This is a genomic window from Nocardioides sp. DN36 (assembly GCF_055380375.1).
On the sequence record NZ_AP043823.1, the window covers coordinates 1,833,353 to 1,859,794 of the forward strand.

General features: G+C 68.1%; 30 protein-coding genes and 1 pseudogene. 15 read left to right on the plus strand and 16 right to left on the minus strand.

The features are described 5' to 3' along the window. Positions 1-100: 100 nt before the first annotated feature. The 5 genes from ACZ43H_RS09700 to ACZ43H_RS09720 all read right to left on the minus strand — a co-directional run bounded on the left by ACZ43H_RS09700 (position 101) and on the right by ACZ43H_RS09720 (position 4,662). Positions 101-529: a cobalamin B12-binding domain-containing protein gene (locus ACZ43H_RS09700; RefSeq protein WP_464589751.1), complete on the minus strand. Its 429-nt coding sequence runs from the start codon at positions 527-529 to the stop codon at positions 101-103. Between the two features lie 30 nt (positions 530-559). Then, a complete protein-coding gene (locus tag ACZ43H_RS09705) occupies positions 560-2,248 on the minus strand; it encodes an acyl-CoA mutase large subunit family protein (RefSeq protein WP_464589753.1) in 1,689 nt (562 codons plus the stop codon). After that, positions 2,245-3,150 (minus strand): methylmalonyl Co-A mutase-associated GTPase MeaB, encoded by a 906-nt coding sequence (meaB, locus tag ACZ43H_RS09710; RefSeq protein WP_464589755.1) that lies wholly within the window; start codon positions 3,148-3,150, stop codon positions 2,245-2,247. The genes ACZ43H_RS09705 and meaB overlap by 4 nt, the downstream gene beginning before the upstream one ends. Before the next feature lie 87 nt (positions 3,151-3,237). Then, complete coding sequence (locus ACZ43H_RS09715) at positions 3,238-3,639, minus strand: hotdog domain-containing protein (RefSeq protein WP_464589757.1); 402 nt, start codon at positions 3,637-3,639, stop codon at positions 3,238-3,240. 447 nt (positions 3,640-4,086) lie between these two features. Beyond that, positions 4,087-4,662 carry a cob(I)yrinic acid a,c-diamide adenosyltransferase gene (locus ACZ43H_RS09720; RefSeq protein ID WP_464589759.1) on the minus strand — a complete coding sequence of 192 codons (576 nt, stop codon included), beginning with the start codon at positions 4,660-4,662 and terminating at the stop codon, positions 4,087-4,089. Between the two features lie 559 nt (positions 4,663-5,221). Between ACZ43H_RS09720 and ccrA the strand changes: the two genes are divergently transcribed. After that, positions 5,222-6,562, plus strand: coding sequence for a crotonyl-CoA carboxylase/reductase (gene ccrA, locus ACZ43H_RS09725; protein WP_464589761.1), 1,341 nt, complete (start codon positions 5,222-5,224; stop codon positions 6,560-6,562). Positions 6,563-7,981: 1,419 nt separating this feature from the next. Here the strand turns inward: ccrA and ACZ43H_RS09730 are convergent. From ACZ43H_RS09730 to ACZ43H_RS09740, 3 genes are all read right to left on the minus strand, one after another. After that, positions 7,982-8,722 carry a precorrin-6A/cobalt-precorrin-6A reductase gene (locus tag ACZ43H_RS09730; protein ID WP_464589763.1) on the minus strand — a complete coding sequence of 247 codons (741 nt, stop codon included), beginning with the start codon at positions 8,720-8,722 and terminating at the stop codon, positions 7,982-7,984. Between the two features lie 207 nt (positions 8,723-8,929). Beyond that, complete coding sequence (locus ACZ43H_RS09735) at positions 8,930-9,121, minus strand: hypothetical protein (protein ID WP_464589765.1); 192 nt, start codon at positions 9,119-9,121, stop codon at positions 8,930-8,932. A gap of 724 nt (positions 9,122-9,845) precedes the next feature. Next, entirely contained in the window at positions 9,846-10,211 is a 366-nt protein-coding gene (locus ACZ43H_RS09740; RefSeq protein ID WP_464589767.1) for a winged helix-turn-helix transcriptional regulator, read from the minus strand. A gap of 79 nt (positions 10,212-10,290) precedes the next feature. On the opposite strand from ACZ43H_RS09740, the gene ACZ43H_RS09745 reads away from it, so the two are divergent. From ACZ43H_RS09745 to ACZ43H_RS09770, 6 genes are all read left to right on the plus strand, one after another. After that, a complete protein-coding gene (locus ACZ43H_RS09745; protein ID WP_464589769.1) occupies positions 10,291-10,557 on the plus strand; it encodes a hypothetical protein in 267 nt (88 codons plus the stop codon). A gap of 83 nt (positions 10,558-10,640) precedes the next feature. Then, entirely contained in the window at positions 10,641-11,204 is a 564-nt protein-coding gene (locus ACZ43H_RS09750) for a hypothetical protein (protein WP_464589771.1), read from the plus strand. A 92-nt stretch (positions 11,205-11,296) separates the two neighbouring features. Continuing rightward, positions 11,297-11,419 (plus strand): hypothetical protein, encoded by a 123-nt coding sequence (locus ACZ43H_RS09755; RefSeq protein WP_464589773.1) that lies wholly within the window; start codon positions 11,297-11,299, stop codon positions 11,417-11,419. 52 nt (positions 11,420-11,471) lie between these two features. Next, a complete protein-coding gene (locus tag ACZ43H_RS09760) occupies positions 11,472-12,425 on the plus strand; it encodes a lysostaphin resistance A-like protein (protein ID WP_464589775.1) in 954 nt (317 codons plus the stop codon). A 33-nt stretch (positions 12,426-12,458) separates the two neighbouring features. Further along, positions 12,459-13,427 carry a class A beta-lactamase gene (gene bla / locus ACZ43H_RS09765; RefSeq protein WP_464589777.1) on the plus strand — a complete coding sequence of 323 codons (969 nt, stop codon included), beginning with the start codon at positions 12,459-12,461 and terminating at the stop codon, positions 13,425-13,427. Next, positions 13,424-13,726, plus strand: coding sequence for a hypothetical protein (locus ACZ43H_RS09770; protein WP_464589778.1), 303 nt, complete (start codon positions 13,424-13,426; stop codon positions 13,724-13,726). The genes bla and ACZ43H_RS09770 overlap by 4 nt, the downstream gene beginning before the upstream one ends. A gap of 584 nt (positions 13,727-14,310) precedes the next feature. Here ACZ43H_RS09770 and ACZ43H_RS09775 read toward each other — a convergent pair. Continuing rightward, complete coding sequence (locus ACZ43H_RS09775) at positions 14,311-14,523, minus strand: GmrSD restriction endonuclease domain-containing protein (protein ID WP_464589780.1); 213 nt, start codon at positions 14,521-14,523, stop codon at positions 14,311-14,313. A 175-nt stretch (positions 14,524-14,698) separates the two neighbouring features. Between ACZ43H_RS09775 and ACZ43H_RS09780 the strand changes: the two genes are divergently transcribed. Both ACZ43H_RS09780 and ACZ43H_RS09785 read left to right on the plus strand, forming a co-directional pair. Beyond that, complete coding sequence (locus tag ACZ43H_RS09780; RefSeq protein WP_464589782.1) at positions 14,699-14,896, plus strand: phosphotriesterase family protein; 198 nt, start codon at positions 14,699-14,701, stop codon at positions 14,894-14,896. 84 nt (positions 14,897-14,980) lie between these two features. After that, positions 14,981-15,238 (plus strand): hypothetical protein, encoded by a 258-nt coding sequence (locus ACZ43H_RS09785; protein ID WP_464589784.1) that lies wholly within the window; start codon positions 14,981-14,983, stop codon positions 15,236-15,238. A 72-nt stretch (positions 15,239-15,310) separates the two neighbouring features. Here the strand turns inward: ACZ43H_RS09785 and ACZ43H_RS09790 are convergent, their stop codons facing one another. Next, complete coding sequence (locus ACZ43H_RS09790; RefSeq protein WP_464589786.1) at positions 15,311-15,886, minus strand: TetR/AcrR family transcriptional regulator; 576 nt, start codon at positions 15,884-15,886, stop codon at positions 15,311-15,313. A gap of 128 nt (positions 15,887-16,014) precedes the next feature. On the opposite strand from ACZ43H_RS09790, the gene ACZ43H_RS09795 reads away from it, so the two are divergent. Then, positions 16,015-17,430 carry an MFS transporter gene (locus ACZ43H_RS09795; RefSeq protein WP_464589788.1) on the plus strand — a complete coding sequence of 472 codons (1,416 nt, stop codon included), beginning with the start codon at positions 16,015-16,017 and terminating at the stop codon, positions 17,428-17,430. 83 nt (positions 17,431-17,513) lie between these two features. On the opposite strand, the gene ACZ43H_RS09800 is transcribed toward ACZ43H_RS09795, so the two are convergent. Further along, positions 17,514-17,726 carry a hypothetical protein gene (locus ACZ43H_RS09800; protein WP_464589790.1) on the minus strand — a complete coding sequence of 71 codons (213 nt, stop codon included), beginning with the start codon at positions 17,724-17,726 and terminating at the stop codon, positions 17,514-17,516. A 426-nt stretch (positions 17,727-18,152) separates the two neighbouring features. Here ACZ43H_RS09800 and ACZ43H_RS09805 point away from each other — a divergent pair. Both ACZ43H_RS09805 and ACZ43H_RS09810 read left to right on the plus strand, forming a co-directional pair. Then, positions 18,153-18,354: pseudogene (locus tag ACZ43H_RS09805) on the plus strand (transposase); the annotation flags it as partial. 49 nt (positions 18,355-18,403) lie between these two features. Next, positions 18,404-18,706, plus strand: a complete 303-nt coding sequence (locus tag ACZ43H_RS09810) for a hypothetical protein (RefSeq protein WP_464590914.1) — start codon at positions 18,404-18,406, stop codon at positions 18,704-18,706. 453 nt (positions 18,707-19,159) lie between these two features. Here the strand turns inward: ACZ43H_RS09810 and ACZ43H_RS09815 are convergent, their stop codons facing one another. Continuing rightward, on the minus strand, positions 19,160-19,402 hold the full coding sequence (locus ACZ43H_RS09815; RefSeq protein ID WP_464589792.1) for a winged helix-turn-helix transcriptional regulator: 243 nt from the start codon (positions 19,400-19,402) through the stop codon (positions 19,160-19,162). Between the two features lie 72 nt (positions 19,403-19,474). Here ACZ43H_RS09815 and ACZ43H_RS09820 point away from each other — a divergent pair, with 72 nt between their 5' ends. Both ACZ43H_RS09820 and ACZ43H_RS09825 read left to right on the plus strand, forming a co-directional pair. Further along, positions 19,475-19,882: a RidA family protein gene (locus ACZ43H_RS09820; RefSeq protein ID WP_464589794.1), complete on the plus strand. Its 408-nt coding sequence runs from the start codon at positions 19,475-19,477 to the stop codon at positions 19,880-19,882. A 160-nt stretch (positions 19,883-20,042) separates the two neighbouring features. Beyond that, positions 20,043-20,885 (plus strand): alpha/beta fold hydrolase, encoded by an 843-nt coding sequence (locus ACZ43H_RS09825; protein WP_464589796.1) that lies wholly within the window; start codon positions 20,043-20,045, stop codon positions 20,883-20,885. Between the two features lie 171 nt (positions 20,886-21,056). Here the strand turns inward: ACZ43H_RS09825 and ACZ43H_RS09830 are convergent, their stop codons facing one another. Then, entirely contained in the window at positions 21,057-21,272 is a 216-nt protein-coding gene (locus ACZ43H_RS09830) for a helix-turn-helix domain-containing protein (RefSeq protein ID WP_464589798.1), read from the minus strand. Between the two features lie 162 nt (positions 21,273-21,434). On the opposite strand from ACZ43H_RS09830, the gene map reads away from it, so the two are divergent. Further along, positions 21,435-22,247 (plus strand): type I methionyl aminopeptidase, encoded by an 813-nt coding sequence (gene map / locus ACZ43H_RS09835; protein ID WP_464589799.1) that lies wholly within the window; start codon positions 21,435-21,437, stop codon positions 22,245-22,247. Positions 22,248-23,921: 1,674 nt separating this feature from the next. Here the strand turns inward: map and ACZ43H_RS09840 are convergent. The 3 genes from ACZ43H_RS09840 to ACZ43H_RS09850 all read right to left on the minus strand — a co-directional run bounded on the left by ACZ43H_RS09840 (position 23,922) and on the right by ACZ43H_RS09850 (position 26,293). Further along, a complete protein-coding gene (locus ACZ43H_RS09840; RefSeq protein WP_464589801.1) occupies positions 23,922-24,110 on the minus strand; it encodes a hypothetical protein in 189 nt (62 codons plus the stop codon). 364 nt (positions 24,111-24,474) lie between these two features. Further along, a complete protein-coding gene (locus ACZ43H_RS09845) occupies positions 24,475-25,230 on the minus strand; it encodes an alpha/beta hydrolase (protein ID WP_464589803.1) in 756 nt (251 codons plus the stop codon). Between the two features lie 130 nt (positions 25,231-25,360). Further along, positions 25,361-26,293: an alpha/beta hydrolase gene (locus ACZ43H_RS09850; RefSeq protein WP_464589805.1), complete on the minus strand. Its 933-nt coding sequence runs from the start codon at positions 26,291-26,293 to the stop codon at positions 25,361-25,363. Positions 26,294-26,442: the final 149 nt, after the last annotated feature.

Here is a 26,442-nt window from a genome sequence, read left to right on the forward strand (position 1 = left end):
TACCTCGGGGCAGTCGTCAGGGACGGGGCGTCGATGGGTCTCGCGACGTCGCACACGCAGGACGACCGGTGGCCCGGTCGCTGCTGTGCCTCGTCGCCGCTCAGGCTGTGGCGACGTTCCGCGCGTGGGTCGAGATGTAGTCGACCAGGACGGCCGTCGGGGTCCCCGGACCGAAGACCTCGTGCACGCCGAAGGTCTTGAGTGCCTCGGCGTCCTCGGGCGGGATCGTTCCACCGGCCACGAAGAGCACGTCGGCTCGGTCGTGCTCGCGCAGGAGCTCGCCGAGCTCCTTGGCGTACTCGAGGTGGGCGCCGGACAGGCTCGACAGGCCCAGGACGTCGGCATCCTCCTGCACGACTGCACGCAGGATCGACTGGGGTGTCTGGTAGATGCCGGTGTAGACGACCTCCATCCCCGAGTCGCGGAGGGCACGCGCGACCACCTTGGCGCCGCGGTCGTGACCGTCGAGGCCGGGCTTCGCCACCACGACCTTCAAGGGGGCGGATGTCTTCGCTGACGAGTTGCTCATGACGGATCTCTCTCTTCCGACGGGACGGTTCTAGAACACGGTGGAGGGCTGGTGCTGGCCCCAGACGCCACGGAGGACGTCGGAGATCTCACCGACCGACGCACGGGCCCGGACGGCGTCCTCGATGAGCGGCATGAGGTTGTGGTGGAGGTTCGGGGCGGCCGTCTCGATGGCCCGCAGGGCACGCGAGACCCGGCGCTGCTCGCGTGATCGCTTGACCTCCGCCAGACGCTCCATCTGTCGTTCCATCACCCCGGGAACGGGCCGATCGATCTCGATCTCCTGCGTCTCCCTGTCGTCGACGAAGTCGTTGACACCGACGACGATCGCGTCCTTGCTCTCGAGCTTGACCTGTTGCTCCCACGCGGAATCTGCGATCAGCTGGCCGGCGTAGCCGGACTCGACCGCCTCGATCATCCCGCCCATCGCGTCGATGCGTTCGATCAGCGACATCGCGTCCTCCTCGATCTGGGTCGTCAGCGACTCGACGTAGTAGGAGCCACCGAGCGGGTCGACGACGTCGGCGGCGCCGGTCTCCTCGAGGATGATCTGCTGGGTCCTCACGGCGATCTTGATCGCGCTCTCGGAGGGGATCGACAGGGCCTCGTCGAGGGAGTTGGTGTGCAGTGACTGGGTCCCGCCCAGCACGGCAGCCAACGCCTGCATGGCGGTGCGTGCGACGTTGTTGTAGGGCTGCTGGGCCGTGAGCGACACTCCGGCGGTCTGGCAGTGAGCCCGCATCAGCCATGACTTCGGGTTCTTGCACCCCAGCCGCTCGCGCATGAGCCGCGCCCAGAGACGGCGCGCCGCGCGGAGCTTGGCCGCCTCCTCGAAGAAGTTGTTGTGCACGTCCCAGAAGAAGGAGACGCGTGGGGCGAGTCGGTCGGGGTCGATGCCACGGGCGACGGCGTGCTCGAGATAGCAGAGCGCAGCGCTGATGGTGAGGCCGACCTCCTCCACCGCCGTGGCACCCGCCTCACGGATGTGGTACCCGCACGCGTTGAGAGGGTTGAAGCGCGGCATGACGTCGGCGCCGTACTCCATGGTGTCGACGACGAGCTCGACCGCCGGCAGCGGCGGGAAGATGAACTCGTTCTGCGCGGTGTACTCCTTGAGGATGTCGTTCTGCGTGGTCCCCGTCAGCACGTCACCGGAGAACCCGCGTTCGTCACCCACGACCCGGTACATCGCGAGCAGGATCGCCGCCGACGGGTTGATGGTCATCGAGGTCGAGATCCGGTCCAGCGGGATGCCGTCGAACAGCGCGTGCATGTCGACCACGGTGTCGATGGCCACGCCGATCTTGCCGACCTCGCGACGGTAGACCTCGTGGTCGGAGTCGTATCCCAGGAGGGTCGGCAGGTCGAAGTCGGTCGAGAGTCCCGTCTGGCCGGTCTTCAGCAGGTACTTGTACCGGTTGTTGGTGTCCTCGGCCTGTCCGAAGCCGGCCACCTGCCGAATGGTCCACGGGCGACCGCGGTACATGCTCGCGTGGACACCTCGCGTGTACGGGTACTCGCCCGGGAGCCCGAGGTCACGACCGGCGTCGAAGTCCTTCAGGTCGGCCGCGGTGTAGATGTCGTTGATCGGCGCACCGGAGAGAGTGACGTACTCCTTGCGCCGCGGCGGGACCCGTTCGTAGTCGGAGGCGAGCGGTCCGCTCCGCCAGGCGGCGACCTTGGCGTCCTCCGCCTCGTGGTCGACGGACGTGCTGGTCATGCGTTCCATCGTCGTGATGCCTCTCTGAGAATGCCGTCGACGGCCTGCTTCATGGTCTCGGTGGTGTCGTGTGGGCGTTCCTTGGCGGTCGCTGCCACCCATGCCTCGGCGATCAGTGCCGCATCCGACCCCCACTTCTGGAGACGGAGCTCGTCGAGCGCGTCACCGTCCCCGAGGTGGGTCCATCGCGCGTCGAGCGCTTGGCGCAGCGCATCGATGCCGATGCCCTCGGTCGCCGTGGTCTGCAGGACGTTGCTCACCTTGCCGGCGGCCAGGCGCAGGTGGCGGGCGGTCTCGGACGCGCCCGGCCGGTCCGCCATGTTGACCACGAACATGTCGGCGACCTCCATGAGTCCCGCCTTGATCGTCTGGACCGCGTCGCCGAGCCCGGGCACGGTCACCAGCACCACGGTGTCGGCGACCTCCACGATGGCGATCTCGGTCTGGCCGGCGCCGACCGTCTCGATCAGGATCACGTCGAACAGCCCTGACAGCTCGAGGAGGCGCGCGATGTTGCGAGTCGCACCGGCGACGGCGCCGTGGGACCCCCGGCTCGCGAGGCTGCGGACGAACACGCCGGGCCTGCCGTCGAGGTGGGTCTCCATCCGCAACCTGTCCCCCAGCACCGCCCCACCGGTGAGCGGGCTCGAGGGGTCGATCGCCACCACCGCGACGCGCTGGCCGGCATCCACGCACGACTCGATGAGTCGTCCCGTCAGGGTGCTCTTCCCGGCACCGGGCGGACCGGTGACGCCGACGATGTGGGCGCGAGACCCGGTCGTCGGGACGGTGACGTCCCAGGGTGGGCTGTTCTCCACGATCGTCACGGCACGGGCCAACGGGCCCCAGTAGCCGGCCTCTGCCTTGGTGGCGAGCGCCCGAATGTCGTCAGGGGCGAACACGACGCGCCTCCCTGTCGGCGATCTCGCCGAAGCTTGAGCCACTCCCCGCGGTGCCGAAGGGCGTGCTCCAGCTGACAGGGGTGCCCATCAGGCACTCCGCCGCGCGACGGTCTGGCCCACGACAATGGTGACGACGGCCTTGGCCGCCAGAACCGGTTCGTGCAAGGGGATGCGAACACCGGCCTCATCGACGCTGACGACCTTGTAGAGGTGCGCCTCGATCTTGCGACTGGTGTTCCCTCTGGAGACCACGCGCGCGTGGGCTTCGACGAAGTCTCCGACCCGTAGGGGCGCGAGGAAGTCCACGGACTCATAGGACACGCACAAGCCCTCGTCGCCGCCCTCGCGGAGTGCGAGCTCGGTCTCCAGATCGGCGAAGATCTCCATTGCGGTCGACCCGGCGACCAGGCCGCCCGCGTACCGGGCATCGGCTGGCGCCAGACGACACCGGATCATTGCGTCGTCGTCTTCGGTGCGGACTGCGAACATGTGCGCTTCCATTCGGCATCTCGAGGGCGGGACATGTAAAGGACGTAGGAACTGAGGCCGTCGTTCTCAACCAACAACTGGCCTGCCTGAATGGGACAATAGCCAAGATCGTAGTTCTTGGGAAGTAGGCGTTTGACGCGCCCGTGTTGGAGTGAGGCTTGTGGGACAGGCTCTGCCGACAGACGGCCAGCGGAGCGTGGGGCCTGATGGCAGGATGAAGCACCATCCCATCGCGCTGGTCCACAGATTGTCTGGCTACGCATGTCGGAAGCGCTCGAGAAGCGGCGAAACTGGCTCGAGCGAGATGCGGGCCGCGCCGCGGATTTCACGCGGCGTGTGACTTCGTCAAGCCACGCGCGTCGGCGTCGTGGCGGATGCGGCGAGCGGCGCCGCAGCGATTCTTGCGCCTGCTGACCCGACATACTCCGCGGATGCCACAGCTGGTGCTCAGCTTCGCTGCCCCCCGGGCACCCACAAGATGTCACCTCGATCGCCGTTGGCCACCCGGCCAAGGATGAACAGCAGGTCGCTGAGCCGATTGAGGTACTTCGCCGCCAGCACGTTCATCGTTTCCCCGTGCTCGTCCAGGGCAGCCCACGTCGAGCGCTCGGCACGACGCGTGACGGTGCACGCGACATGAAGGGCTGCAGCGGCGGGCGTGCCACCGCGCAGGATGAACGACCGCAAAGGAGCCACAGACTGGTTGTAGTGATCGCACCAGCGCTCGAGGCGCTCGACATAGTCAAGTCCGACACGCAGCTGTGGGTGCTCGGGGTCGGGGACGACCGGGCACGACAGGTCGGCTCCGACATCGAACAGGTCGTTCTGCACGTGCGTCAGTACCGTCTCGACGTCCTCGTCGAGCGCCGCGTACGAGAGCGCCATGCCGATGTGGGCGTTCGCCTCATCTACATCGGCGTACGCGGCGAGGCGCAGGTCGAGCTTGCTCGTCGAGCTCATGTCACCGAGCTTGGTGGTTCCGGCGTCACCGGCTCGCGTGTAGATCCGCGTCAGGTTCACCACAGGGGTCGCACCTTCCTTCTCGTGGTCCTTGCTTCGTCATCGGTCACCGACCTGCGCGACAGCACGGGCGCCGGCCCCGTCAGACCAAGACATGGCTGTCTGCGCTGCCGACCAGCGCAGCGTGGTCGGCAGCGCGCCTCGAGGAGATGGCACCTACGATCCGTATCCGTAGTAGCCATCGCCGTTTCTTGCAGCACATACGCGCGCAGACCATGCGGTTCCAGCGACGGGGGCGAGTGGAGGAGGTTCCTTGAACTCCTCATATATCGACCCGCCCGATCGCGCGAGTGGTGCGCCCGAACTCCACCCTGCACAATGGAGCATGGCATAGTTGGTTATGGCAATACTGTCGTCGCAGAATGGATCAGCCTTAAGAGGAGTTGTGAACAACTCTTCATCTGACGCTCAATGGAGATGTTGTGCGCGACCACCTTGAGACATGATTTGACATAGATTAGTGTGCCAGACGAACAGTCCGGTAGGAACGTGAGGTCGCAGCCACCCGCATCTTCCGCGAGAGAACATCTGAGAGTCGTCCGTCATCCCTTGGAGCCACCCTGTGAAGAAGATCCTCGACGCCATCCTCGCCGGTGACACCTCGACCGAGGAGTACGCCGCCCTTCCGCTGCCCGAGTCCTACCGCGCCGTCACGGTGCGCAAGGACGAGGTCGACATGTTCGAGGGCATGACGACCAAGGAGAAGGACCCCCGCAAGAGCTTGCACGTGAGTGACGTCCCGCTGCCCGAGCTCGGCCCGGGCGAGGCGCTGGTGGCGGTGATGGCCTCGGCGATCAACTACAACACCGTGTGGACCTCGATCTTCGAGCCGGTCTCCACCTTCGGCTTCCTCGAGCGCTACGGCCGCCTCTCGCCGCTGGCCAAGCGGCACGACCTGCCCTACCACGTGGTCGGCTCCGACCTCGCCGGCGTCGTGCTGCAGACCGGCCCGGGCGTCCACTCGTGGAAGCCCGGCGCCGAGGTGGTCGCGCACTGCCTCTCGGTCGAGCTGGAGGGGCCCGACGGCCACAACGACACGATGCTCGACCCGGAGCAGCGGATCTGGGGCTTCGAGACCAACTTCGGCGGTCTCGCGCACATCGCGCTGGTCAAGGCCAACCAGCTGATGCCCAAGCCCGACCACCTCACCTGGGAGGAGGCCGCCTCCCCCGGTCTGGTGAACTGCACGGCGTACCGCCAGCTGGTCTCCAAGAACGGCGGCGACATGAAGCAGGGCGACAACGTGCTCATCTGGGGCGCCTCCGGCGGCCTGGGCGGCTTCGCCACGCAGTACGCCCTCAACGGCGGCGCCACCCCCGTCTGCGTGGTCTCCAACGAGGAGAAGGCCGCCATCGCCCGGTCCATGGGCGCCGAGCTGATCATCAACCGCTCCGAGGAGGACTACCGCTTCTGGAACGAGGACGGCACCGCCCAGAACCCCCGGGAGTGGAAGCGCTTCGGCGCCAAGATCCGCGAGCTCACCGGCGGCGAGGACATCGACATCGTCTTCGAGCACCCCGGCCGCGAGACCTTCGGCGCGAGCGTGTACGTCACCCGCAAGGGCGGCACCATCACCACCTGCGCCTCCACCAGCGGCTACATGCACGAGTACGACAACCGCTACCTGTGGATGAACCTCAAGCGGATCATCTCCTCCCACTTCGCCAACTACCGCGAGTCCTGGGAGGCCAACCGGCTCATCGCCAAGGGCAAGATCCACCCCACCCTGTCGAAGACCTACAGCCTCGACGAGGTCGGCCAGGCGGCGCTCGACGTCCACAAGAACGCCCACCAGGGCAAGGTCGGCGTGCTCTGCCTCGCCCCCGAGGAAGGCCTCGGCGTCCGCGATCCCGAGCTCCGCGAGAAGCACCTCACCGCGATCAACCGGTTCCGCGGCGTCTGAGACCCCGATGATCACCCTCGAAGCCAACGGCCTCCTGCGTTTCGTGACACCCGACGGGGTGGTGCACCGCGACCTGGCTGACGACCAGGTCGTGCGGCTCGCAGCCAAGTGGGCGAAGGTCACAACGGCCCGCCGGACGGTGGAGCACATCGCTGCCCTGAGAGCTACCCAATCCCCGGCGGAGTGCACGTGGAAGTGTGGCAGTTGTGGCAGTACGAGTTCCGAGTCCCGTCGACCGCGCATGGGTAGGCCGGACCGGTGCCAGAATCCGTTCCACCTACCGCCGGCGGAGGCTTCCAACGACAGCGAACCTCAGGACCAGACACGTTCGGGCGGGGCGGCGAATCCCTCTCGAGGCTGTGGAATCGATCTCGGACCCACTGCCAATGACGGCCGGCGTTCTTCGTCGGAGCCCACCGCCACAGGCGAGCGCGGCGACGACGGTGTTGGGGCGCCCGGAGGCTCCGCTGGCAGAGCCCGACAGTCATACCGAACTCGATAGACAGGACCGACCGGACGATCCTTGCCACCCTCACTGCCAGGACGGAGACATGCCGGGCCGGCACCGGCTCACCGGCGACGTCGGACTCTCCGACCACTTGGACACGGCTTCCTTCGCGCCGACGCCTCGTCCGGCCCCCCGAACGGTCAGACCATGTTCACGACCTCCAGCAACGGCTGCCGCCGGCCTCGGAGTATCAGACGTGAGCACCTCCCCGGCGCAAGCACTCGTGCAACGACACCGGTCAACCGGCGTCGACGATCGAGCGAGAGGCGAACTTCGCTACCCAGTCAGTGACCGGACGAGGGTCCGCCGCTACGCCACATACGCCTCGCACGGCCGGGACGCGAGGCAACACGGCTCGAAGCTTGTTGTGCTGGCGGCGGGACGCGCCGAAAGACACGAGATGGGCCGAATTCCTCCGCGTCCCTGACCATCTGATCGACCGCGAGTCGCAGGCAGCCAGCGACAGCATGTGCGAGCCTCGACAACGTCCCGTTCTGCATCACCGAATCCCCAATACTTCGCGACACGGTTGGCTCCCGGACGTGTCGGCTCTGCCCGCGGGCGACGCTCCCCAGGTGCACCAAACCCACCGTCGCCGTTGCGCAACATGCGATGTTGCCGACCCGATCCGGCAATCCGCCGCGCCGCCCGAGACCCTGAGGAGCCTCGTACCGAAGAAGAGTGCGAGCGTCATGTGGCCCGCCAAGGCTCCGAGTAGGAAAGCGAGTGCCGGCACTTGAGGCGGTATCGACATTGTCGAGGGTCGCGTCGAGGGTCGCGACGACGAACAGAGCGATCCTCAGGAAGGCAGCACCGTCAGAGGACAGGCGCTCCCCCTTCCCAATGAACGAACAGTTGTCTCTTCTCCGTCCGATCATCAGGAAGCGGTTCAGTGGTACCGAGTCCACTGCTCACAGCACGGCGTTTCGCCACTTGAGCGCCTGACCTACGTCATGCACGACCGCGCTTGCACCGCCCAGCCCGCGCCACCGCGGTGGGCGACGCATCATGACGACTTCAAGGGGTCGGAGACCACTGACCTCCAGCAACTGCAGAACCCGTGGATCCCCTGAGTCATTTGTCATGAGTACGGTGGCGGCCTCGTCATCGAGTAGCCGCGTCGCCTGAGACGGGGAGTGCACAGGTCGCTCGGGTTCGCGCAGCCAGTGCGGGCGTGGCCCGTCGGCAACGCTGAATCTGCGGTGACACACCGCTTTCCGACCATCGGCCTCGACTAGCCCGGCGCACAACGCCAAGGGCTCGAGTGCGACGACTGGAGTGTTCGCACCATGCCATGCGGCGTCGGCAGCCTCGGTGAGGGAGTCGACCCAGTGCCACTGGCTTGCGTCGTGGAGCTGCTCGAAGGACGTCGGCGCAAGTCGCACGTGAGGAATCCCCAGGTCGACGCACACCGTCTCCAGAAGTGGAGATACCCCTTCGGCAAACGGATCGTTGGCGTCCACCACCGCACGCACCAGTCCATTCCGCAGGACTGCGCGAAGCATGTCAGCCATGCGATCGGCCGACACCCCGTCCACTGAGACACCCAGACCAAGTTCTGCCCACCGCACGTACCCATCGGGATCCCCGTGAGCAAGCGCAAGCTCAAGCCGACTGGCAAGCGCCGTGGAGCCAGCAATCAGAGTCGTCATCGCCGCGTGCCAGCCGGGAGTACGCCTTGGCCACGCTTAATGGATGCGCATGGTCGCCCCATGACGGTCAGGGGTGCTCGGAACGAGGAGTCATGGACACACAGCGAGCCTAGTCCCCTTTTGCCTAGTTGGCCATGCCAAAGTTCGTCCCCACTGATTGGGAAGTGTCGCGATAGGTGCAAGCGGGGACCCCGGCATGCATGGGGCTCACCGCTCGACGGACAAGCCCTCGTTGCTGCTGGTCTTGTCGACAGCCGCGGCACTGAGGGCCGGCCGGCGCGTCCCGGAGTAACGGTTCTCCGGGCAGTGCGAGGGCGCCGGCGTGTTGCTGACGGTTGCCTCGCCGACGTACGGCGGGTCGCCCGGACAGCTGGCGTGGTCGGTCCCGCCGAACGACATCGTGTCGGGCGTCGTGTAGTCGTGTCCGGGGCAATGCCTGCTCGACAGCCGCGGCCAGGTTGAGCACGGCGCCCGAGTCGGGCTCCGTCATGGCGACCGCGTCGATCACCGCGTCGGCGGGTCTGTCCGGTGGATCACCGCCCATTCCGGGGCGCATTGGTACTGCAGGTCAATGTCGTGCGGTTGGTCAACCCGCCCCGACGGAGCAAGCCTTTGCGCGCTGCTCACCAAGCAGCCGCTGTGGCCGAGGCTCAAGATCGCCGGCTACCAACCACTGGCGTGGCCCCGGCTGCCGCCGGACGCCCAACTGTCGCCGGTCGGGTTGACGGTCCGAAGGTGCAAGGAAACCCCCCACTAAAGAACCCCTCAGGTCAGGTCCACGGTCGGATGTATGCCATAGCTCAGTGCCGCAGGCTGGACCACATGATCGAAGTAAAGGGGCTCACCCGCACGTGCGGCGACTACACCGCTGTCGACGACGTCGGCTTCTCGTGCGAACCGGGACGGGTGACTGGCTTTTTTCGGACCGAATGTGCGGAAGCGGGACTGAACCCGGCGGAAACATCGACCCTGACGTGTCTCCGTGGGCCCGTACGACGCCGATCCCATGCTTCGTGTCGATTGGGTTCAGCGAGGACGCCTCAAGCAGCGACGATCGTTGACGCGAGTGCCCCTACGTTCCGGCCGGCCTATGAGAGAGGCGACGTCGCGGCCAGTCGGGGTCTCAGGTGACTGCTTCGTCGTCGAAGCGTGCCCGCGCCTGCTCGATCTCGTCCAGGTGGTTCTCCACCCACATCAAGATGGCGTCGACAGGGTCGCGCAAGGTCTTGCCCAGCGTGGTGATGCGGTACTCGATCGCGACTGGCCGGTCGCTTATGACGATGCGTTCAACGATCCCGCTCCGTTCCAGACGACGAAGTGTCGCGGTCAGCGACTTCTGCGTCACGGGGATGAGGCGCCGAAGCTGGTTGAACCTGCGCGGCTGGTCACAGAGTTCCTCGAGGACGAGGACCGACCACTTGTCGAGGACCTGACCGAGGGTCTCACGGTAGGCGGCGGTGATGTCGAGTCGCTCGGTGGTGTCGGTCACGAAACCAAGTCTAGTTGAAGTGCCCTCCACGCACCAGGTATCCACTGGCTACCAACAGCGAAATTCGAAGGAGACGCCCATGAGCGCCCGCCTCATCAGCCCGCAAGGCACGCTGCCGCAGACCCCGTACCACCATGTCGCGACGGCGAGTGGCATCACCCTCACCTTCTACGTCGCTGAGTGGACCCCGGACAAGATCGAGGCCTTCATGGCAGGCGTACAAGCGGTCGCCGAAGACATCGGGCTCCCCACGCAGATGCCCCCCGCGTCCCTCATTGGCGTCGAGGAGCTCTTCGAGCGCACGATTGGTTCCGCGTGTACGCCCACCCGGGGCGCGGACCGGTGAGTGAGCGCTGGAACGATCGGCGGCTCGCCAGGCGCGCTCGGCCGGCAGATGGACGACCGCTCCGGACCTTCCGCTGGTGGCAGTTGCTGCGGCGCTCCCTCCTCTCGATCACACTCGAGCACGAGGGGCGCCCGATCGTCCACACCATCGAGGTGCGGCACTGCGGGGACGCGAACGGCGTGGTGCGGGCAAGCCTGTACCTCGACGGCATCCGGTACCTCGAGTCCAAGCTGCCCGCGAGGTTCCCGGTCGACGGCGGTCACATCGAGGTCCGCAAGAGCCCCGCGGGGCTGCGGCGGTGCCACTTCGTCGGCCACGACGGGACGACGCGTCAGCTCGAACCCGACCCCGGGTCCGCCGAGGGGCGCCGCGCGCGGTTCGCGCACCGCCACCCCGTCGCGAGCGCCCTCGTCGGTGCGACCTCGGCGGTCATGATGGTCGTCGGCGTCGCGCTGGGAGCCCTCCAGGCGGCCGAGCCGATCTCGCAGGTGCCCGCCATCGCCGCGACGCTCGGCACCTTCCACTCACCCGTGCAGCTTCCTGCGTGGCTGAACCTCACCTTGGGGCTCGGCGCGGTCGTCGGGTCGGTCGAAAGGGCCTTGCGGATGAAGTACCACTGGCTGATCGACAGCGGCGCGGCCACGTGAGCGCGCCCGTGTCAGCAGTCCAGCCGAGCGCGGCCCCAGCCTGCTCCGCCAGCCAGCGCTCCGAGCGCTCGAAGGTCCAGCGGTTGTCGTCGATGAGGGTGAAGCGCGTCCTCGGAGTCGTGACCCACACGGGCGCCCTGCGGATGACGCTCACCACCCACGACCACCCTCGCGGCCTCACTGCCGACATCGTCGGCCGGCTGAACCGCCTCTGACGTCCCCCCAGCAGACCGGAGCGCACTGCGCTTCCCTCGGAAAGGTGTCCTCATGACCATGCCCGAAGCCAGGCACGATCACGAGACCGCGACCGGCACTCCCCCGCCGTCCGCAGGATCCCGGCTCGACGAACCACGGCCCTTTGGGGCCCACCTGCGGATGGCGTGGTGGAAGCCGCTGCTGCTCCTCGTGGCCCTGCCCCTCACTCTCATCGCCCTGCAGGTGCTCGCTCTGCTGGTGGTCGGCGCGGTCGAGGGCAGCGACGACCCGCTCAGCCCCGAGCTCACGCCGCTCAAGTCCCTAGGCGTCAACGTCAGCATCGGCCTCACCGGGCTGGTCGCGCTGCTGGTGACGGCACGGCTGGCTCGGGTGCCGTGGCGCGAGCTGCTGTCGGGGCGACGGGGCTTCGACGGTCGGCGGCTCGTGCGGTACGGACTCGGCGCGATCGTGCTGGTCGCCGCCGCTCTGGGGGTGGCCGCGGTGGTCTCCCCGGAGTCGACGGGCTGGTCCGGCTTCGCCGTCACCGGCACGACCGTCGGCCTCCTGTGCGTCACGCTCTTGACCACGCCCCTCCAGGCAATCGGCGAGGAGCTCACTTACCGCGCGGCCCTCATGCCCGCTGTCGCCAGCTGGTTCCGCGCCGTGACCCCCGCCGTGACCGTCGGTGTCGCCGTGTCCGCAGTCATCTTTGCTGCCATGCACGGTTCGACCGACCCCTGGCTGGCGGCGTACTTCGTCGTCGTCGGGGTGAGCACGGGACTGGCAGCCGTCATCAGCGGCGGCCTGGAAGCACCCATCGCCTTCCACGTGGTCAACAACGTCCTCGCGGGCGTCGTCGGGAACCTGCTGTCAGACGGGGGCAACACCACGATCGACCGGGCCACGGACACCGGCGACGCGTCCTTGCTGCTCCTCGTCGCCGCCAACGCCGGCATGGTCCTCCTCGTCTGGACCTCCGAACGACGGCGCGCCACCTCCTCGCGCCCCACTTCCTCCCCTGCCTGAGCCACCACTCCTCGAACGACAAGGAACCACGACATGCCCCACGTCAGCCTTCGCCTGTGCACCCGCAGGGTCCTCGTGACTCTGTCCGCCCTCGCCACCGCCGCTACTTTCGCCGGCTGCGAGCACACACCGAGTGCCACCGACGCCGCGAGCGGGTCGGCCACCGCGCACGCGACAGCGATCGACGCGCAGGCGCCGTCCGCGGCTCCGGCCTCGGCCCGGGGCATCCGGTCCCGGTTCGCCGGGCTTGAGGAGCGTCGGGCCGCACGCCTCGGTGTGGCGGCGATCGACACCGGCACGGGTCGGACGCTCGGCTACCGCGCGGGCGAGAGGTTCGCGATGGCCTCGACCGTCAAGGTGCCGCTCGCCGCCACCGTGCTCCACCGGCTGTCGAGCCAGGACCTCGAGCGGCGGCTCTTCTGGTCCGAGGACGACCTCGTGCCGTACTCCCCGGTCACCGAGATGTTCGTCGAGGACGGGATGACCGTCCGTCAGCTCATCGACGCCGCCCTCACCCTGAGCGACAACACCGCCACCAACCTGCTTTTCGACCTCGTAGGCGGGCCTCGCGCGGTCGACGCTCGCCTGGCCGAGCTCGGCGACACCGCCACGTCTGTCGACCGCGTCGAGCCCGAGCTCAACGACTGGGAGCCCGGAGAGGTGCGCGACACCAGCACGCCACGGGCCCTGGCCCGCGTCGTCCGGACCATCACGTTCGGCGACGCGCTGGAGCGCGCCGACCGCCGGATCCTCGACGACGAGCTCGGTGACAGCCTCACCGGCGCCGGACTGGTCCGGGCTGGCGTACCGACCTCGTGGAGGGTCGGCGACAAGAGCGGCAGTGCGTCGTACGGCATCCGCAACGACGTCGCCGTCGTGTACCCGCCGGGGCGCGCGCCGTGGGTGGTGGTCGTCATGACCTCCCACGACAGTCCCGACGCCGACACCGACGACGAGCTCGTCGCTGCGGCGACCCGGATCCTCGTGGACGGGTGGTCATGACATGGCGCGACGTCCCCGACAGCCGCCGCCGACCTCCGCGGTCGACCGTCCTCCTTCTCGTCGCCGTCGCCGACGTCGTGCTCGCGACCGTGGCAGGGGCCGCTCTCTGGACCGGGCTGACCGACGACCGCGACAGCCGCCACTTCGACCGCCGGGCTGACGCGCCCACCAGCGGCGACCTGGCCTTCGTCCTCCCCGACGTCGTGCCTCAGGACGCACGCGACATCACCGTCCCTGCGAGAACGGTGTTCTCCAGGCTTCGCAGGGTGCAGGCGGCACGCACTCGGCGCGCTCGGTGATCGCGATGCTGGGCTTGATGAGAGCGGTGCCAGCCAGGCGTAGAAGCGTCCCGACCTCTCGCGCACGAAGAGCGACCCGCACGCCAGACCCCTGCCCCGCGTGACCTGCTCGGGCCACTGCGAGCCGTCGAACGGAGCCGCTACGGCGGACGTCTCGCGGGCTTCGCACGCACCGCCGTCCAGCTCGTTGCTGGCGCTGGTCCAGTCGTACATCTTGGCGTCGGGGTCGTCGGTCCCGACGGGGTCTGCGCGCTGATGTCAGTCACTACTACGACATCTGATTCGCAGGTTTCTCTGACCTGCGCATAGGTGCCTGGAACGGCGCCTGACCTACGAAACGACTTTCAACGTGTTCCAGCGTCAGGCGCCGATTTTCGTTGTTGTGCGTACCCAGTGCACCCCACGCGCGTCTCGCTTGGGACGGCGTCTGCGGGCCTGCCTGGCGCACCTCGGTAGTGGCCGCAACGCAGGCCGGACCCCATCGAGTTAGACCACGAAGACCCGTACCGCCTGGTCGAGCAGGTCCTTCTGCCTGTCCGTGACATCGGGCTTCGCCCAAGACGTCTTGTTGGCGAGGTCAGCGGTCATGGCGATCTCGCTCGGCTCGTAATAGAGCTTGCGCTTGGCCGAGAATGGGCTTGTTCTCCAGCAGCCACGTTGTCAGTGGTGCCGACGAATGTCAGGTTGCCGAGCGCGTGCTTGAGCGGTTCCAGCGCCGGATCCTTGTCAGCGGCCAGCGGGCTTTGCGGGTAGATGTGCTCGAGCGGCGCGTCCTCGATGTCGATGACCTTGGTCATCTTCGGCTTCGGCTTAGCCGCCTTGTCCTTGGCACGGGTCTGGTTGGGGCCGCGAGAAGGGCGATGAGGTACTGGACGAGTACCTCGAGACCAAGTCCGTGATCGTCGGCCTGTGATGTCACCCGGAAGAGGGCGAAAGGAAGGTGAGGAACGCGCTGCGAGGCGCGTTCCGACCGTGACCGGTGACCTTCCGGTCGCGGGCCTAGGACGGACGCTCGTACACGAACACCTGTTCGTCCTTGGCGAGGAGTACCGGCTCAACTATCAAGACGGTTGGACCGAGGACACCATGGTCGACGAGGCGGTCCGGATGCTCGACAACCTGCACGCCTTTAGCATCGACACGATCACCCGAACCCGGTCGCCCAGCTAAGGGCTGCGGTCGCCGACTTCACTTCCTGGCACGCACGCCCGGTGCCACACGACGGCGCGCGTCATCCAGTACGAGATGGCGGCCATGACGCCCGCCCCTCGCGAGGAGGTGACCGTGCTCAGGCGAGCCCTCCGGAACCGTGTCGACGAGGTGCTCGACTCCGGCATCACCGCCGGGCTCATCGCGCTGGAGGACTCGCGGATGCCGGGCCTCGCATTGCTCTCCCTCGGCATCGACGTCACCCGGTGGTACCACGACGACGGCGAGTGGACACCGGAGGACATCGGGCGCGGGTACGCCGAGCTGATCGGGAACCCCATCAAGATGCCGGCGGACGCCTGAGCCGGTGCCGGCCCGGTCAGGCCGACTTCACGATCGCCGCCTCGCGGTCGCCCCGCGCGGGTCGGCGCCCCGTCAGGACGGCGCGGGAGCCTCGCCCGGGCGGGCCGGCGGGGCGCCGGTGAGGGTGCGCACCCACGCGGCATCGATCTCGTCGGCGTCGATCGCCACCATCACGTTCGCGAGGAGGCTCCGGCCGAACATCTCCCGGATCTCGGCGTCGTTCGCGCCGGCGACGGTGCGCATGTACTCGACCTGCTCGGCATAGCACTCGCGCAGCGCGTCGCGGATCGCCGGCACCGCGGCCGCGGCGTTGGCCTGCAGCAACAGCATGAGCAGGTCCCGCTCACGGGTCAGGCGGTCGTAGGCGGCGGTCATGGCCGCGAGGACGTCGCGCGGGTCCTCGGAGCGCGACTCGCTCGCCCCGTCGGCCAGCGCGGCCTGGAGTCGTCCGGACACGTGCTTCACGACCTGGACGAACAACGCCTCCTTCCCGGGGAAGAGGCGGTAGATGTAGGGCTGCGAGATCCCGGCCTCCGCCGCGACCTCCTGTGTGGAGGTCCCGTAGTAGCCGCGCGCGCCGAACACCCGCACCGCCGCGTCGAGGACCTGGGCCCGGCGCGAGTCCGCGTCGCTCCGCATTGTCACCATGTGGCTATTCAACCACCACATCGAGGGGCACGCCCCGACCGGTCCTGCCGACGGCGGCTTGCGGCCGAGCCGACGTACGTGATCTGATGTTAGTGATTGACCACTTACAACTGTCGTAAGGACCCTCCATGACTGCGCAACACTCCAACGGCGGCATGCGCTTGCTCGCGCTGCTCGCCTTCGGGCAGTTCATCGCTGCCCTCGACTACAACATCGTCTACGTGGCGCTGCCCGAGATCGGCCGGGCGCTCGGCTTCTCCGAGCAGAGCCTGCAGTGGACCGTCAGCGCCTACGCGGTCGCCTTCGGCGGCCTGCTGCTGTTCGGGGGTCGGGCCGCCGACCTCCTCGGCCGACGCCGGATGTTCGTGCTGGCCATCAGCCTCTACGGCGTCTCCTCGCTCGTGGGCGGACTCGCGTCCTCGCAGGAACTGCTCATCGCCGCCCGCGCCGCGCAAGGCGTCGGCGGGGCGCTCCTGGTGCCCGCCACCCTCTCGCTCATCGCCACCGAGTACGCGGAGGGCGCCGCCCGCAACCGCGCCCTCGCCGTGTGGGGAGGCGCCGGCGCACTCGGCCTGGCCCTCGGCGCGCTGCTCGGCGGGGTGCTGACCAGCGCCTTCGGGTGGGAGTCGGTGTTCCTCGTCAACGTGCCGCTGACCGCCGTCGCGGCCGTCGCTGGCCTCCGGCTGCTCCCGGCCGACGGCCGCCGCGATCGCACTCGCCGCCTCGACCTGCCCGGTGCCGTGTCTGGCACCCTGGCCGTGACGGCCATCGTCTACGGCTTGGTGCAGGGCCCGGAGCTCGGCTGGAGCAGCGCCGAGGTGCTCGCCGTCCTCGGCGCTGGGGCCGCCCTGCTCCTGGGCTTCATCGCGATCGAGAGGGTCTCCGATCACGCGCTCATGCCCCTCGGTCTGTTCAGGAACCGCAGCCTGGTCACGGCGATGGGGATCACCTTCGTGTTCATGGGCACATTTGGCACCCAGTACTACTTCTTCACCGTCTACCTGCAGGGCGTCCTGGGCTACTCCGCACTCCAGACCGGCATGGCCTTCCTCCCCGCCGCAGTACTGGGCATGGTCGGCGCCCGCATCGCCGAGTCCACGCTCGGCAGCTGGGGCATCCGCCCGTCACTGATCGCCGCACTGGTGACCGGGGGCCTGGGCATGGCCGCGTTCGCGCTCGCGCTGTCCGAGGACGGCACGTTCGTGGCGCTGCTGCCCGGCATCGCGCTCATCAGCCTCGGGCAGGGCGTCGGGTGGACTTCGATGTTCGCCGCCGCCGGGGCGGGCGTTCCACCGCACGAGCAGGGCATCGCCTCGGCCCTGGCGTCAACCACCCAGCAGATCGGCGCCGCCGTGGGGCTCGGCATCCTCGTCGCGGTAGCGAACTCCGCCGACCAGACCGTCGACGGGCTCCGTCTCGCCGGCTTCGTCGCGGCGGCCGCGACCGTCGCCGGTTGCCTGTTGACCGCCGGACTACGCCGGCACTCTCACGATGACGCCGCGCGAGTGGAGGAGCCCGCCGTCGTCGACGCGTCGGCGCGCTGACACCCGGAACGCGCCCGGCGGGCGGCACCCTCGCCCGCCGGGCCGCGGCTCGTCCGACGGTTCGCCGGACGCGCCTCGCCGTGTCAGCCCTGTCGCACGGGCGCCCCGACACGGCGCGCCGAGGCACGGATCACCGTCGCGACCTCCGGTCGTCTCAGGTTGGCCGGCCTGCCCGACATCCAGTAGGTCAGGTCGGCGACGACTTGATCGTGAAGCACGCGCACGAGCTCGGGTCGCCTGTCGGCCAGGTACGCCGGCAGCAGTCCGATGCCGGCTCCGCCGCTCACCAGCGCCACCTGCGCTAGGACACTTGTGCGCCGATGACTCGGCGGCGGCCGGGGAGGAGCTCGTCGAGCAGGTCGATGTCGGCCACCTGGAGCTCAGTCGCGAATCGTCTGTTGCCGTCGCCGCCGGGTCTCCGGCCTTTGTTACGCTCCGCGACATTCTGGAGCCGGGCTGGTCGCCTCCGGGGGTAGCCGACGGGCAGCGCCTGCGGGGCAAGCCAGTCTTGCACTTGGCCACGACGGGCCAACGGGCCGACGGGCCAACGGGCCGACGGGCCAACGGGCCGACGGGCCAGTCTCCGCGCAACTCCTGACCGAGCGACTAGGTGGAGCCACGAGACCAACAGGCGGTGTTAGGTGTTGATTTTGTGTCGAGTCGCGCCGCAAAGCCGGGACGCGAGAAGGTCCCTGCCCCGCGCATCCGCAGGTCAGGGGCCGGAGGCGCTGATCGTGAAGGTTCGCGACGGGGGGCACGTGCGCAACAAGGCCCGCGCACATCGCGGTCGGCGTCGACATCGAGGGCATCAAGCACATCCTCGGGATCTGGGTCCAGGCCAGCGAATGAGCCAAGTTCTGGGCAAGCGTCTGCGCCGAGCTCGCCTACCGCGGCGTGCGCGACGTGCTCATCGTGTGCTGCGACGAGCCCGGTTCTTCCGCCCCGTGTCGACACAGTGCGCGTCCTCGGGTTCGTGATCTCAACCACGCTCGCTGCGGCGACCGACATCTTGCTCACCACCCGAACGGGAAGTGCAGCAGTATCTGCGGGAGACAGCAATCTGCTTGCGGCCTTCGCTGCGGCGTTCTTCGGGTCCGCGGTGCTCCGGGACGGTCAGTTCCACATCGTCGGCATCATCGTGGGCGTGATCACGGTGGCGATCGGGTTCAACGCCATCGCGCTGCTCGACCTCGAGACATACTGGCAGTACCTGTTCCAGGGAATGGTGTTGATCGTCGGCGTCGGCACGGTGGCGCAGCGGCGGGCCGCTGCATAGCATCGGCCGAGGAACTTTGATGGCGCTACGCCCACCCTGCATCGAGATCGTGTGATGACACGATCTGAATGAGTTCGGAAGAGGAACACATCCCGGGGTGGAGGACCTGTCCAGCAACCGGCTGCACACTCGGGGCCGCGCGCCGTCGCAATGGCGGGCGACCATGCAGCGGTCCCTACGCACTCGGGTGTGCAGGCCCCGGCCTGCACACCCGAGCAGCAGTCCCGAGCGGACAGTTCCCCGTTCGTCATCTCTCATCAGTCACTGAGCTCGTGAGCCCCGCATGGGTGCGCGAGAAGTACTGACCGTTCGACCTCGCAGGTCGACGTCTCAGCAAGCGGCTGCGTCGTCGAAGCGCGTACGCGCCTGCTCGATCTCGCTCACGTGCTCGTCGCTCCAACTCAAGATGGCATCGATCGGGTCGCGCAAGGTCTTGCCCAGTGCGGTGATGCGCTACTCGATCGCGACGGGTCGGTCGCTGATGACAACACGTTCAACGATCCCGCTTCGCTCGAGACGACGAAGTGTCGCGGTCAGGGACTTCTGCGTCACGGGGATGAGGCGCCGGAGCTGGTTGAACCTGCGCGGCCTGTCACAGAGCTCCTCGAGGACGAGCACCGACCACTTGTCGAGGACCTGGCCGAGCACCTCACGGTGCGCGCCGGTGATGTCGAGACGCTCGGTGGTTTCGCCCATGAAACCAGGTCTAGTTGAAGTGCCTTGCGTGCACCAGGTATCACTGAGATACCACCAGCGAAGGAGACGCCCATGACCGCCAACCTCATCAGCCCGCAAGGCATGCTGCAGCAGACCCCCTACCACCACGTCGCCGTGGCGACCGGCACAACTCACATCCACGTCGCCGGACAGGTCGGCCAGCGCGGCAACGAGCCCGTTGCCGCCGGCGACCTCACGGCGCAGGTTGCCCAGGCGCTGCGCAACACAGCCATCGGCCTGGCCGGCGCCGGCGCATCCTTCTCCGACGTGGTCCGCCTCACCTTCTACGTCACCCAGTGGACCCCGGACAAGATCGAGACCTTCATGGCAGGCGTACTCGCGGTCGCCGAAGACATCGGCCTCCCGATGCCGATGCCTCCCGCGTCCCTCATCGGCGTCGAGGTGCTCTTCGAGCCGGACGTCCTCGTCGAGGTCGAGGCAACCGCGGTAATGCCCTGACCCGAAGACACGGCGTCACCCACGACGGCGCCACTCGCACGCAGGTCGTCGACAACCACCTGGCCACGGCACACGCCATGGACAGCTTCGCCGGCACGGTCGTTGTCGACCGCTGACCGCGGACCACACCAGGGAATATCTTGAAAGGCAGACCAACATCATGGGATTCATCACCGTCGGAGACGAGAACAGCACTCCGATCGAGCTCTACTACGAGGACCAGGGCGCAGGTCAGCCTGTGGTCCTCATCCACGGCTACCCGCTTAACGGTCAAAACTGGGAACGTCAGACGCGCGAGCTGCTCGCCGCTGGGTACCGCGTCATCACGTACGACCGGCGCGGCTTCGGCCAGTCCTCCAAGGTCAGTACCGGGTACGACTACGACACCTTCGCTGCCGATCTGAGCACCGTGCTGGAGACCCTCGACCTGCGCGAGGTCGTGCTCGTCGGGTTCTCGATGGGCACCGGCGAGCTGGCCCGCTACATCGCGACGTACGGCACTGACCGGGTCGCCAAGCTCGCGTTCCTCGCGTCCTTGGAGCCGTTCCTGGTGCAGCGCGACGACAATCCCGACGGGCTCTCGCAGGATGCCTTCGACGCCATCGCGACGGTGGCCCGCACCGACCGCTACGCCTGGTTCACCCAGTTCTACCGCGACTTCTACAACCTCGACCAGACCCTCGGGTCGCGGATCAGCGAGGACGTCGTCCGCGCGAACTGGAACACCGCCACCGCCAGCGCCCCGGTCGCAGCGTATGCCGTCGTGTCGAGCTGGATCGAGGACTTCCGCGACGACACCGCAGCGGTCCGCGACGCCGACCTGCCGACGCTCATCCTCCACGGCACCGCTGACAACATCCTGCCCGTCGACGCGACTGGCCGACGCTTCCGGGACCTGGTGCCCAAGGCCGACTACGTCGAGATCGAGGGCGCTCCTCACGGACTGCTGTGGACGCACGCCAACGAGGTCAACGAGACACTCCTGCGATTCGTCGCGAGCTGACCGCCGCGCCGACCGGGCACCGTCACGGCCCCACGCAGGTCAGGGCCCGGTCGGCTCCGAACGGAGATGCACACGTCTTGAGACATGAGGACGACACCACGCACACGATCCTCGCCGCGTCGAGAGAGCGCCCGCACCATCATTCGCGGCCGTCCGGCTCTGGAGTCGGGACTAGTGCCGGACTGGGGGCACCGTGAGGGCGTCGCGGGAGTCGTTGGCACCGGAATCGGGCGCCTGGGCGATCTCCGCCCAGACCTCGTCGAGTGAGAGGCCGAGGGCTGTGGCGACGGCTGCGACGGTGGCGAAGGCCGGGGTGGCGATGCGGCCCGACTCGATCTTGCGCAGGGTCTCGGGTGACACCTGGGCGGCGAACGCGACGTCCACCATTGACCTCTCCCCCCGCGCTCGACGCAGTACCGACCCGAGGCGTCGCCCGCGGTCGAGCTCCGCGGGCGTCAACGGGAGGCGGACCATGGTCGAATGATAGTACCGGTATAGTATTCCCGGTATAGTATTCCCGAGATTGACGAGCCGTGAGGACGATTGACGATGATCGAGATCTTGACGCCGGCGAGGCTGGCCGAGGCCGCCGGCACCGGCGCCTTGGTGGCGGACATCCTTCAGGAACTACGGCAGCGGTGTGCGCCCGGCACGAACCTGCTTGACATCGACCGCTGGGCCGAGCGGATGATTCGCGAGGCCGGCGCTCGGTCCTGCTACGTGGACTACGTGCCCTCGGGCTTCGGTCGCGGACCCTTCGGCCACTACATCTGCACCGGCGTCAACGACGCCGTGCTGCACGGACGGCCCCGTGACCAGCGGCTCGCCGACGGCGACCTTCTCTCGCTCGACCTTGCGGTCGTCCGCAACGGCGTGGCGGCCGACGCCGCCATCAGTTTCATCGTCGGCGACGCCGTCGACGCGGAGAGCACGGCGCTGATCGCGGCCACCGAACGCGCCCTGGCCGCCGGCATTGCCGCCGCGCGACCCGGGGCCCGCATCGGCGACCTCTCGCACGCCATCGGCACCGCGCTCACGGAGGCCGGCTACGCCGTCAACAACGAGTTCGGCGGGCACGGCATCGGGTCGACGATGCATCAGGACCCCCATGTCGCCAATGCCGGCCGGCCCGGGCGCGGCTACAAGCTGAGGCCGGGGCTGATGCTCGCCCTCGAGCCGTGGGTGATGGCCGACACCGACGAACTGGTCACCGACGCCGACGGATGGACGCTGCGCAGCGCGACGGGTTGCCGGACCGCCCACACCGAGCACACCATCGCGATCACCGAGGAGGGCGCGCAGGTCCTCACGACTCCTTCGACCGCAGTGTCACCCGACCTTGGCGGGCTCCCCACCCGCTGAGCTCCTCGGGTCGCACGGGACGGGTGCCAGGCACTCGACCCAGCAGCACGTCGACGTCAGCTGGCGTCTTCGTAGTCGAAGCGTGCCTTTACCCCTCAACACGGCGTCGCGTCACTCCCCGGCCGCCTCGGCACCGCGGCTGGGTAGACGAAGTTCTCATCAGGCAGCAGGTCCTCGACTCCGCGAATGACTTTCGGGTGGCCGAAGTCGCGAGATGGGACCGGCAGGCACCACGAAGTGAGCGGGGCGACCATGGATCATCAGAACGACCGATGACGATCATCAATGCGCCAGCGCTGTGAGAACGCGCTCGGCGCGCGGGGGCCGAGGCGAGGTGCCGTCTCCGGCGCCCGGCCCGCAAGAACCCCACTCAGAGTTCACCGCCCCGTGCGGGTCGCCGCGCGTCCGCGAGCGCCACCGGCGCCCACCGACAGGGGCGGAGTGAGGCGTCGCAATCCGAGCCCGAGAACTCATAGTGAGCCCAAAGTGAGCCTTAAGGCCCGTTCTCGGGGCTCACGCCCGAGGGCCCGGATCACATCACCGCAGGTCAGAGCCGTTTTTCGTGAGCAATGCGACGCATTCGACGTGGTGCGTCATCGGGACGTACATGACGCTGAGCGTAGTGCGATCTCTTGCGGGCGCCTGCGCTCATGAGGCCGAACGAGCCCCCCGTGACCGCGGCGACGCCGTTGCGGACGCCCGCGGGAGTCGGCGCCCAGTTGCGGGTGATTGCGAATCAAAGCGAGCCCAATCCGAGCCTTCCCGCCGACGGGCGCCGACGGTCGCAAATGTCCGCAGCACGCGCATGAGGCTGCCCAGCCTGCAAGCAACAGTTCGAGCTGACTTGCGCCATCTGATTTGGGCAACGACCTTCAGCCTCAGTTCGTGTTGTCGTGCGCACCCAGTGCCCCCCAGGGCGGCAGACACTCCGCCACGGCCAAGGGACAGGGGCGTACCAGTTCGTCGCGCCGATAGTGACGCCGACAACTACAGGGGGCGAGGCGAAAACCTCGTCGCCGTAGGCGCGCACAAGACGCCAGGAGCACGGACTGCCGGCCGGTCATCGCTAGCATGTCGTGTCCGACTTCTGGCCGACCTCGGAGGAGAATTTGAACCGCAACCCTCTGGGTTGGATCCGACGCCTTGCCGACCACTACCGAACGTTACGGGATGCCGCCGGATCCTCCGTGTTGATGACGAGGACTCCTCGCTGACGATTTCGACCGTACACGAGAGACGCCCTACCTTTCCGGCTGTTTCTGGAGGGTTGAAGGAGGGCGTGGCGATTGAATCTCGCGACCCGGCAATCGGGTGCACTCAGTCCCGGGTGTCTCCTCGCCAATCGCTGCGTCCGCTGCGTCTCCTGCGATCGCTTCCATTCGGGCAGATCGCGCGAGAGCGTTTGCAAGGCAAACTCTCGGTTGATCTCGTCGCACTGGTAGCCGATCAAGTTCCGATTCGCGACCGCAAGCGCCCGGTCGACGCCCTACGGCACGAGGACGCGAACCTCGAGAGCCGGTTGGCCCCCTCCCCCAGCTTCATCGTCAGCGAGTCGCCGGCCTCCTGCATCAGGTCGTCGGCGAGGTAGGCGGTCCTTGCCCCGCTCGACGATCTCGTCGACGCGGTCGAGCCAGCCCTGGATGTGGAGGAGCTCCTTGGCGGCCTTGCGCTCCATCAAAGCAGCGCCGCCTCACGCCGGATGTCGTCGTCGAGCTTCAGCTTCAAGCCGCCGTAGTCGATCAGGTCGTCCTCACGGCCGAGGACCTGCTCGATCAGCTGCTTGAACCGAAGGGACTCAACGACGACGTATCCGGCGGCGACTCGACGATCAGATCGATGTCGGATCAGGACTCGCGGTCCCACGCGAAACCGTACCGAAGACCGCCAGCCGACTGAAACCAAGATCGGCGGCCAGTGCCTTGAGGACGGGGCCTGCTGCGTCAACGAGGACCTGCGGATGCACGATGTTCAGCTCACGCGCGAACCTCAACTGGTGGCTGATCACGGCCAGGTCGTGCATGCCCGAGCCATCGCCGTCGTACTGCTCGGGACGTTGACGCCGATCAGTCCGGCATCGCCGAGGTCGGTCCAACTCGGTGGGGTTCCCGCCGGCAGATGGGTGCGCGCCGGGGCCCGCATGCCCGCGGCCGCTTCGGCGAGCACTACACCGGGACTACTGAACGACCGGTGGCCAGGACCTGATGGGCGAGGGTGCGGGTCCGGCGCATCAGGATCCCTGGGCCTCCTCGCGCATCTGGGTTGCGAGTACAGCGTCGAGGATGACGTCGGCAACGGCCTTGGGCTGGGAGATCATGATGACGTGCGAGCCGTCGACCTCGGTGACGCCTGCGCCAGCTCGGTGCGCCATCGACCGGACGACGTCGGCGCCGGCGGCCGTGTCCTTGGTCGACACCACAGCCCAGCACGGAACATGCTTCCAGGCCGGCGGTCCCGACGGTTCGGTGAACGCCGCTTCGGCGACCGGCCGCTGGGCGACGGCCATGGCGTCGGTCTGCTGCCGCGGAAGGTCCGCGGCGAACGCGTCATGGAACGCGTCCGGGTCGATGACGAACTCGGTGGCGGTGCCCTCGCCGTCCGCCGTGGGGTAGCGCAGCGGCACGAGCGCGGAGTTGAGCACGCTGTCCTTGGAGTCGCCGACGCGCTCGCCGAGCACTTCGCCTTCGTCTGGGGCGAAGCCCGCGACGAAGACGAGGCCGACGACGTTGTCGACGCCGGTGGCGGCGTTGCTGATGACTGCGCCGCCGTAGGAGTGTCCGACCGCGACGACGGGTCCGGGAATCTGCTGGAGGGCGCTGGCGACGTACCTGCTGTCGGCGGCGATGCCGCGCAGCGGGTTGGCGATTGACCGGACGGCGACGCCGGCGGCCTGGAGCTGCTCGACGACGTCGTTCCAGCCGGAGTTGTCGGCGAACGCGCCGTGGACCAGAGCGACGGTCGGTGCGGTGGTGCTGAGGTCGGTCATGAGATGGCTCCTTCAAGCGGGGGCGGCGGAGGGTGGAGCGCTGGCCCGGCAGCGCCATGGCTGGGACGCCGGCGGGCGAGGACATCTGGGGGCAGGACGTTGAGGCACGGACGCTCGGCGAGGGGCTCGTCTAGGTGCCGAGCGCCTCGCGGAGCACGGCGGTCGCCTGGGTGAGGGCTCCTTGTGCGGCGTCGGTGACGCGCAGCGGGTTGAGGCCGACGAAGTCGTGGATCGCGGCCTGGTAGCGGACCGAGACGACCGGTACCCCAGCCTGGCGGAGCTTGTGGGCGTAGGCCTCGCCCTCGTCGCGGAGCACGTCGGCCTCGCCGACGATGATGAGGGCCGGCGGCAGGCCGGAGAGCTGCGCGAGACTGGCCTGCAGCGGGGAGGCGGTGGGCTCGCTGCGTTGCGACGGGTCGGCGATGTACTGGTCCCAGAACCACTGCATCGTGTCGCGGCGCAGGAAGTAGCCCTCAGCGAACTGGTGTGAGGACGGGGTGTCGAAGGTGGCGTCGGTCACGGGGTAGAAGAGCACCTGCTGAACGAAGTCCACGCCGCCTCGCTGCTTGGCCAGGAGCGTGGTGGCGGCCGCCATGTTCCCGCCGACCGAGTCCCCGACGATCGCGAACCGGCTGGTGTCCAAGTTGTGCTCGGACCCATGCTTGGTCACCCACCGCGCGACCGCGAAGATCTCCTCGATCGCCGTCGGGTACTTCGCCTCCGGGGAGAGGCTGTAGTCCGGGAAGACGACGGCAGCGCGGCTCCCGACGGCAAGTTCCCGCATCAGCCGATCGTGGGTTGCCTTGCCGCCGAACACCCACCCGAGCCCATGGATGTGCAAGATCACCGGGAGTGGCCCGTGCGCGTTGGGCGTGCGGACGATCCGGATGCTGACCTCGCCGTAGGGGCCGGGCACGGTCAGGTCGCTGATGTCGGCGTCGGGCGCGTGAACCGGCTCGGACTGCAGCGTGTTGAGCCCCTCACGGGTCTGCGCGATCGGGAGCTGGTGGGTGTACGGCGGACTCGCGTTCGCGTCGGCGAAGGCTTGGGCTGCGGCTTCCACGCTTACCTTCTCAGGGGACATCACGGGGCTCCTCGGGTCGGCTCGGGGCGAGGTCGTCTCGACCTCGGTCAGGGCGGCTGCCCTGAACTGCGGGCTCCCTGCACGTCGACTAGCGTCCGCGTCGCACCGGCCGGCGCCATCGGTCATAT

What these genes read in the sequence shown, in the direction of transcription:
- ACZ43H_RS09830 (WP_464589798.1), bottom strand. Translation starts at nt 21,272, where the DNA reads ATGGTGGACGTCGCGTTCGCCGCCCAGGTGTCACCCGAGACCCTGCGC.
- ACZ43H_RS09815 (WP_464589792.1), bottom strand. Translation starts at nt 19,402, where the DNA reads ATGGGCGAAACCACCGAGCGTCTCGACATCACCGGCGCGCACCGTGAG.
- ACZ43H_RS09730 (WP_464589763.1), bottom strand. Translation starts at nt 8,722, where the DNA reads ATGACGACTCTGATTGCTGGCTCCACGGCGCTTGCCAGTCGGCTTGAG.
- ACZ43H_RS09845 (WP_464589803.1), bottom strand. Translation starts at nt 25,230, where the DNA reads ATGACCGACCTCAGCACCACCGCACCGACCGTCGCTCTGGTCCACGGC.
- ACZ43H_RS09705 (WP_464589753.1), bottom strand. Translation starts at nt 2,248, where the DNA reads ATGACCAGCACGTCCGTCGACCACGAGGCGGAGGACGCCAAGGTCGCC.
- ACZ43H_RS09760 (WP_464589775.1), top strand. Translation starts at nt 11,472, where the DNA reads ATGACCATGCCCGAAGCCAGGCACGATCACGAGACCGCGACCGGCACT.
- bla (WP_464589777.1), top strand. Translation starts at nt 12,459, where the DNA reads ATGCCCCACGTCAGCCTTCGCCTGTGCACCCGCAGGGTCCTCGTGACT.
- ACZ43H_RS09785 (WP_464589784.1), top strand. Translation starts at nt 14,981, where the DNA reads ATGACGCCCGCCCCTCGCGAGGAGGTGACCGTGCTCAGGCGAGCCCTC.
- ACZ43H_RS09795 (WP_464589788.1), top strand. Translation starts at nt 16,015, where the DNA reads ATGACTGCGCAACACTCCAACGGCGGCATGCGCTTGCTCGCGCTGCTC.
- ACZ43H_RS09735 (WP_464589765.1), bottom strand. Translation starts at nt 9,121, where the DNA reads ATGTCGTTCGGCGGGACCGACCACGCCAGCTGTCCGGGCGACCCGCCG.
- ACZ43H_RS09755 (WP_464589773.1), top strand. Translation starts at nt 11,297, where the DNA reads ATGAGGGTGAAGCGCGTCCTCGGAGTCGTGACCCACACGGGCGCCCTG.
- ACZ43H_RS09825 (WP_464589796.1), top strand. Translation starts at nt 20,043, where the DNA reads ATGGGATTCATCACCGTCGGAGACGAGAACAGCACTCCGATCGAGCTC.
- ACZ43H_RS09790 (WP_464589786.1), bottom strand. Translation starts at nt 15,886, where the DNA reads ATGGTGACAATGCGGAGCGACGCGGACTCGCGCCGGGCCCAGGTCCTC.
- ACZ43H_RS09820 (WP_464589794.1), top strand. Translation starts at nt 19,475, where the DNA reads ATGACCGCCAACCTCATCAGCCCGCAAGGCATGCTGCAGCAGACCCCC.
- ACZ43H_RS09715 (WP_464589757.1), bottom strand. Translation starts at nt 3,639, where the DNA reads ATGTTCGCAGTCCGCACCGAAGACGACGACGCAATGATCCGGTGTCGT.
- ACZ43H_RS09700 (WP_464589751.1), bottom strand. Translation starts at nt 529, where the DNA reads ATGAGCAACTCGTCAGCGAAGACATCCGCCCCCTTGAAGGTCGTGGTG.
- ACZ43H_RS09770 (WP_464589778.1), top strand. Translation starts at nt 13,424, where the DNA reads ATGACATGGCGCGACGTCCCCGACAGCCGCCGCCGACCTCCGCGGTCG.
- ACZ43H_RS09745 (WP_464589769.1), top strand. Translation starts at nt 10,291, where the DNA reads ATGAGCGCCCGCCTCATCAGCCCGCAAGGCACGCTGCCGCAGACCCCG.
- map (WP_464589799.1), top strand. Translation starts at nt 21,435, where the DNA reads ATGATCGAGATCTTGACGCCGGCGAGGCTGGCCGAGGCCGCCGGCACC.
- ACZ43H_RS09775 (WP_464589780.1), bottom strand. Translation starts at nt 14,523, where the DNA reads ATGACCAAGGTCATCGACATCGAGGACGCGCCGCTCGAGCACATCTAC.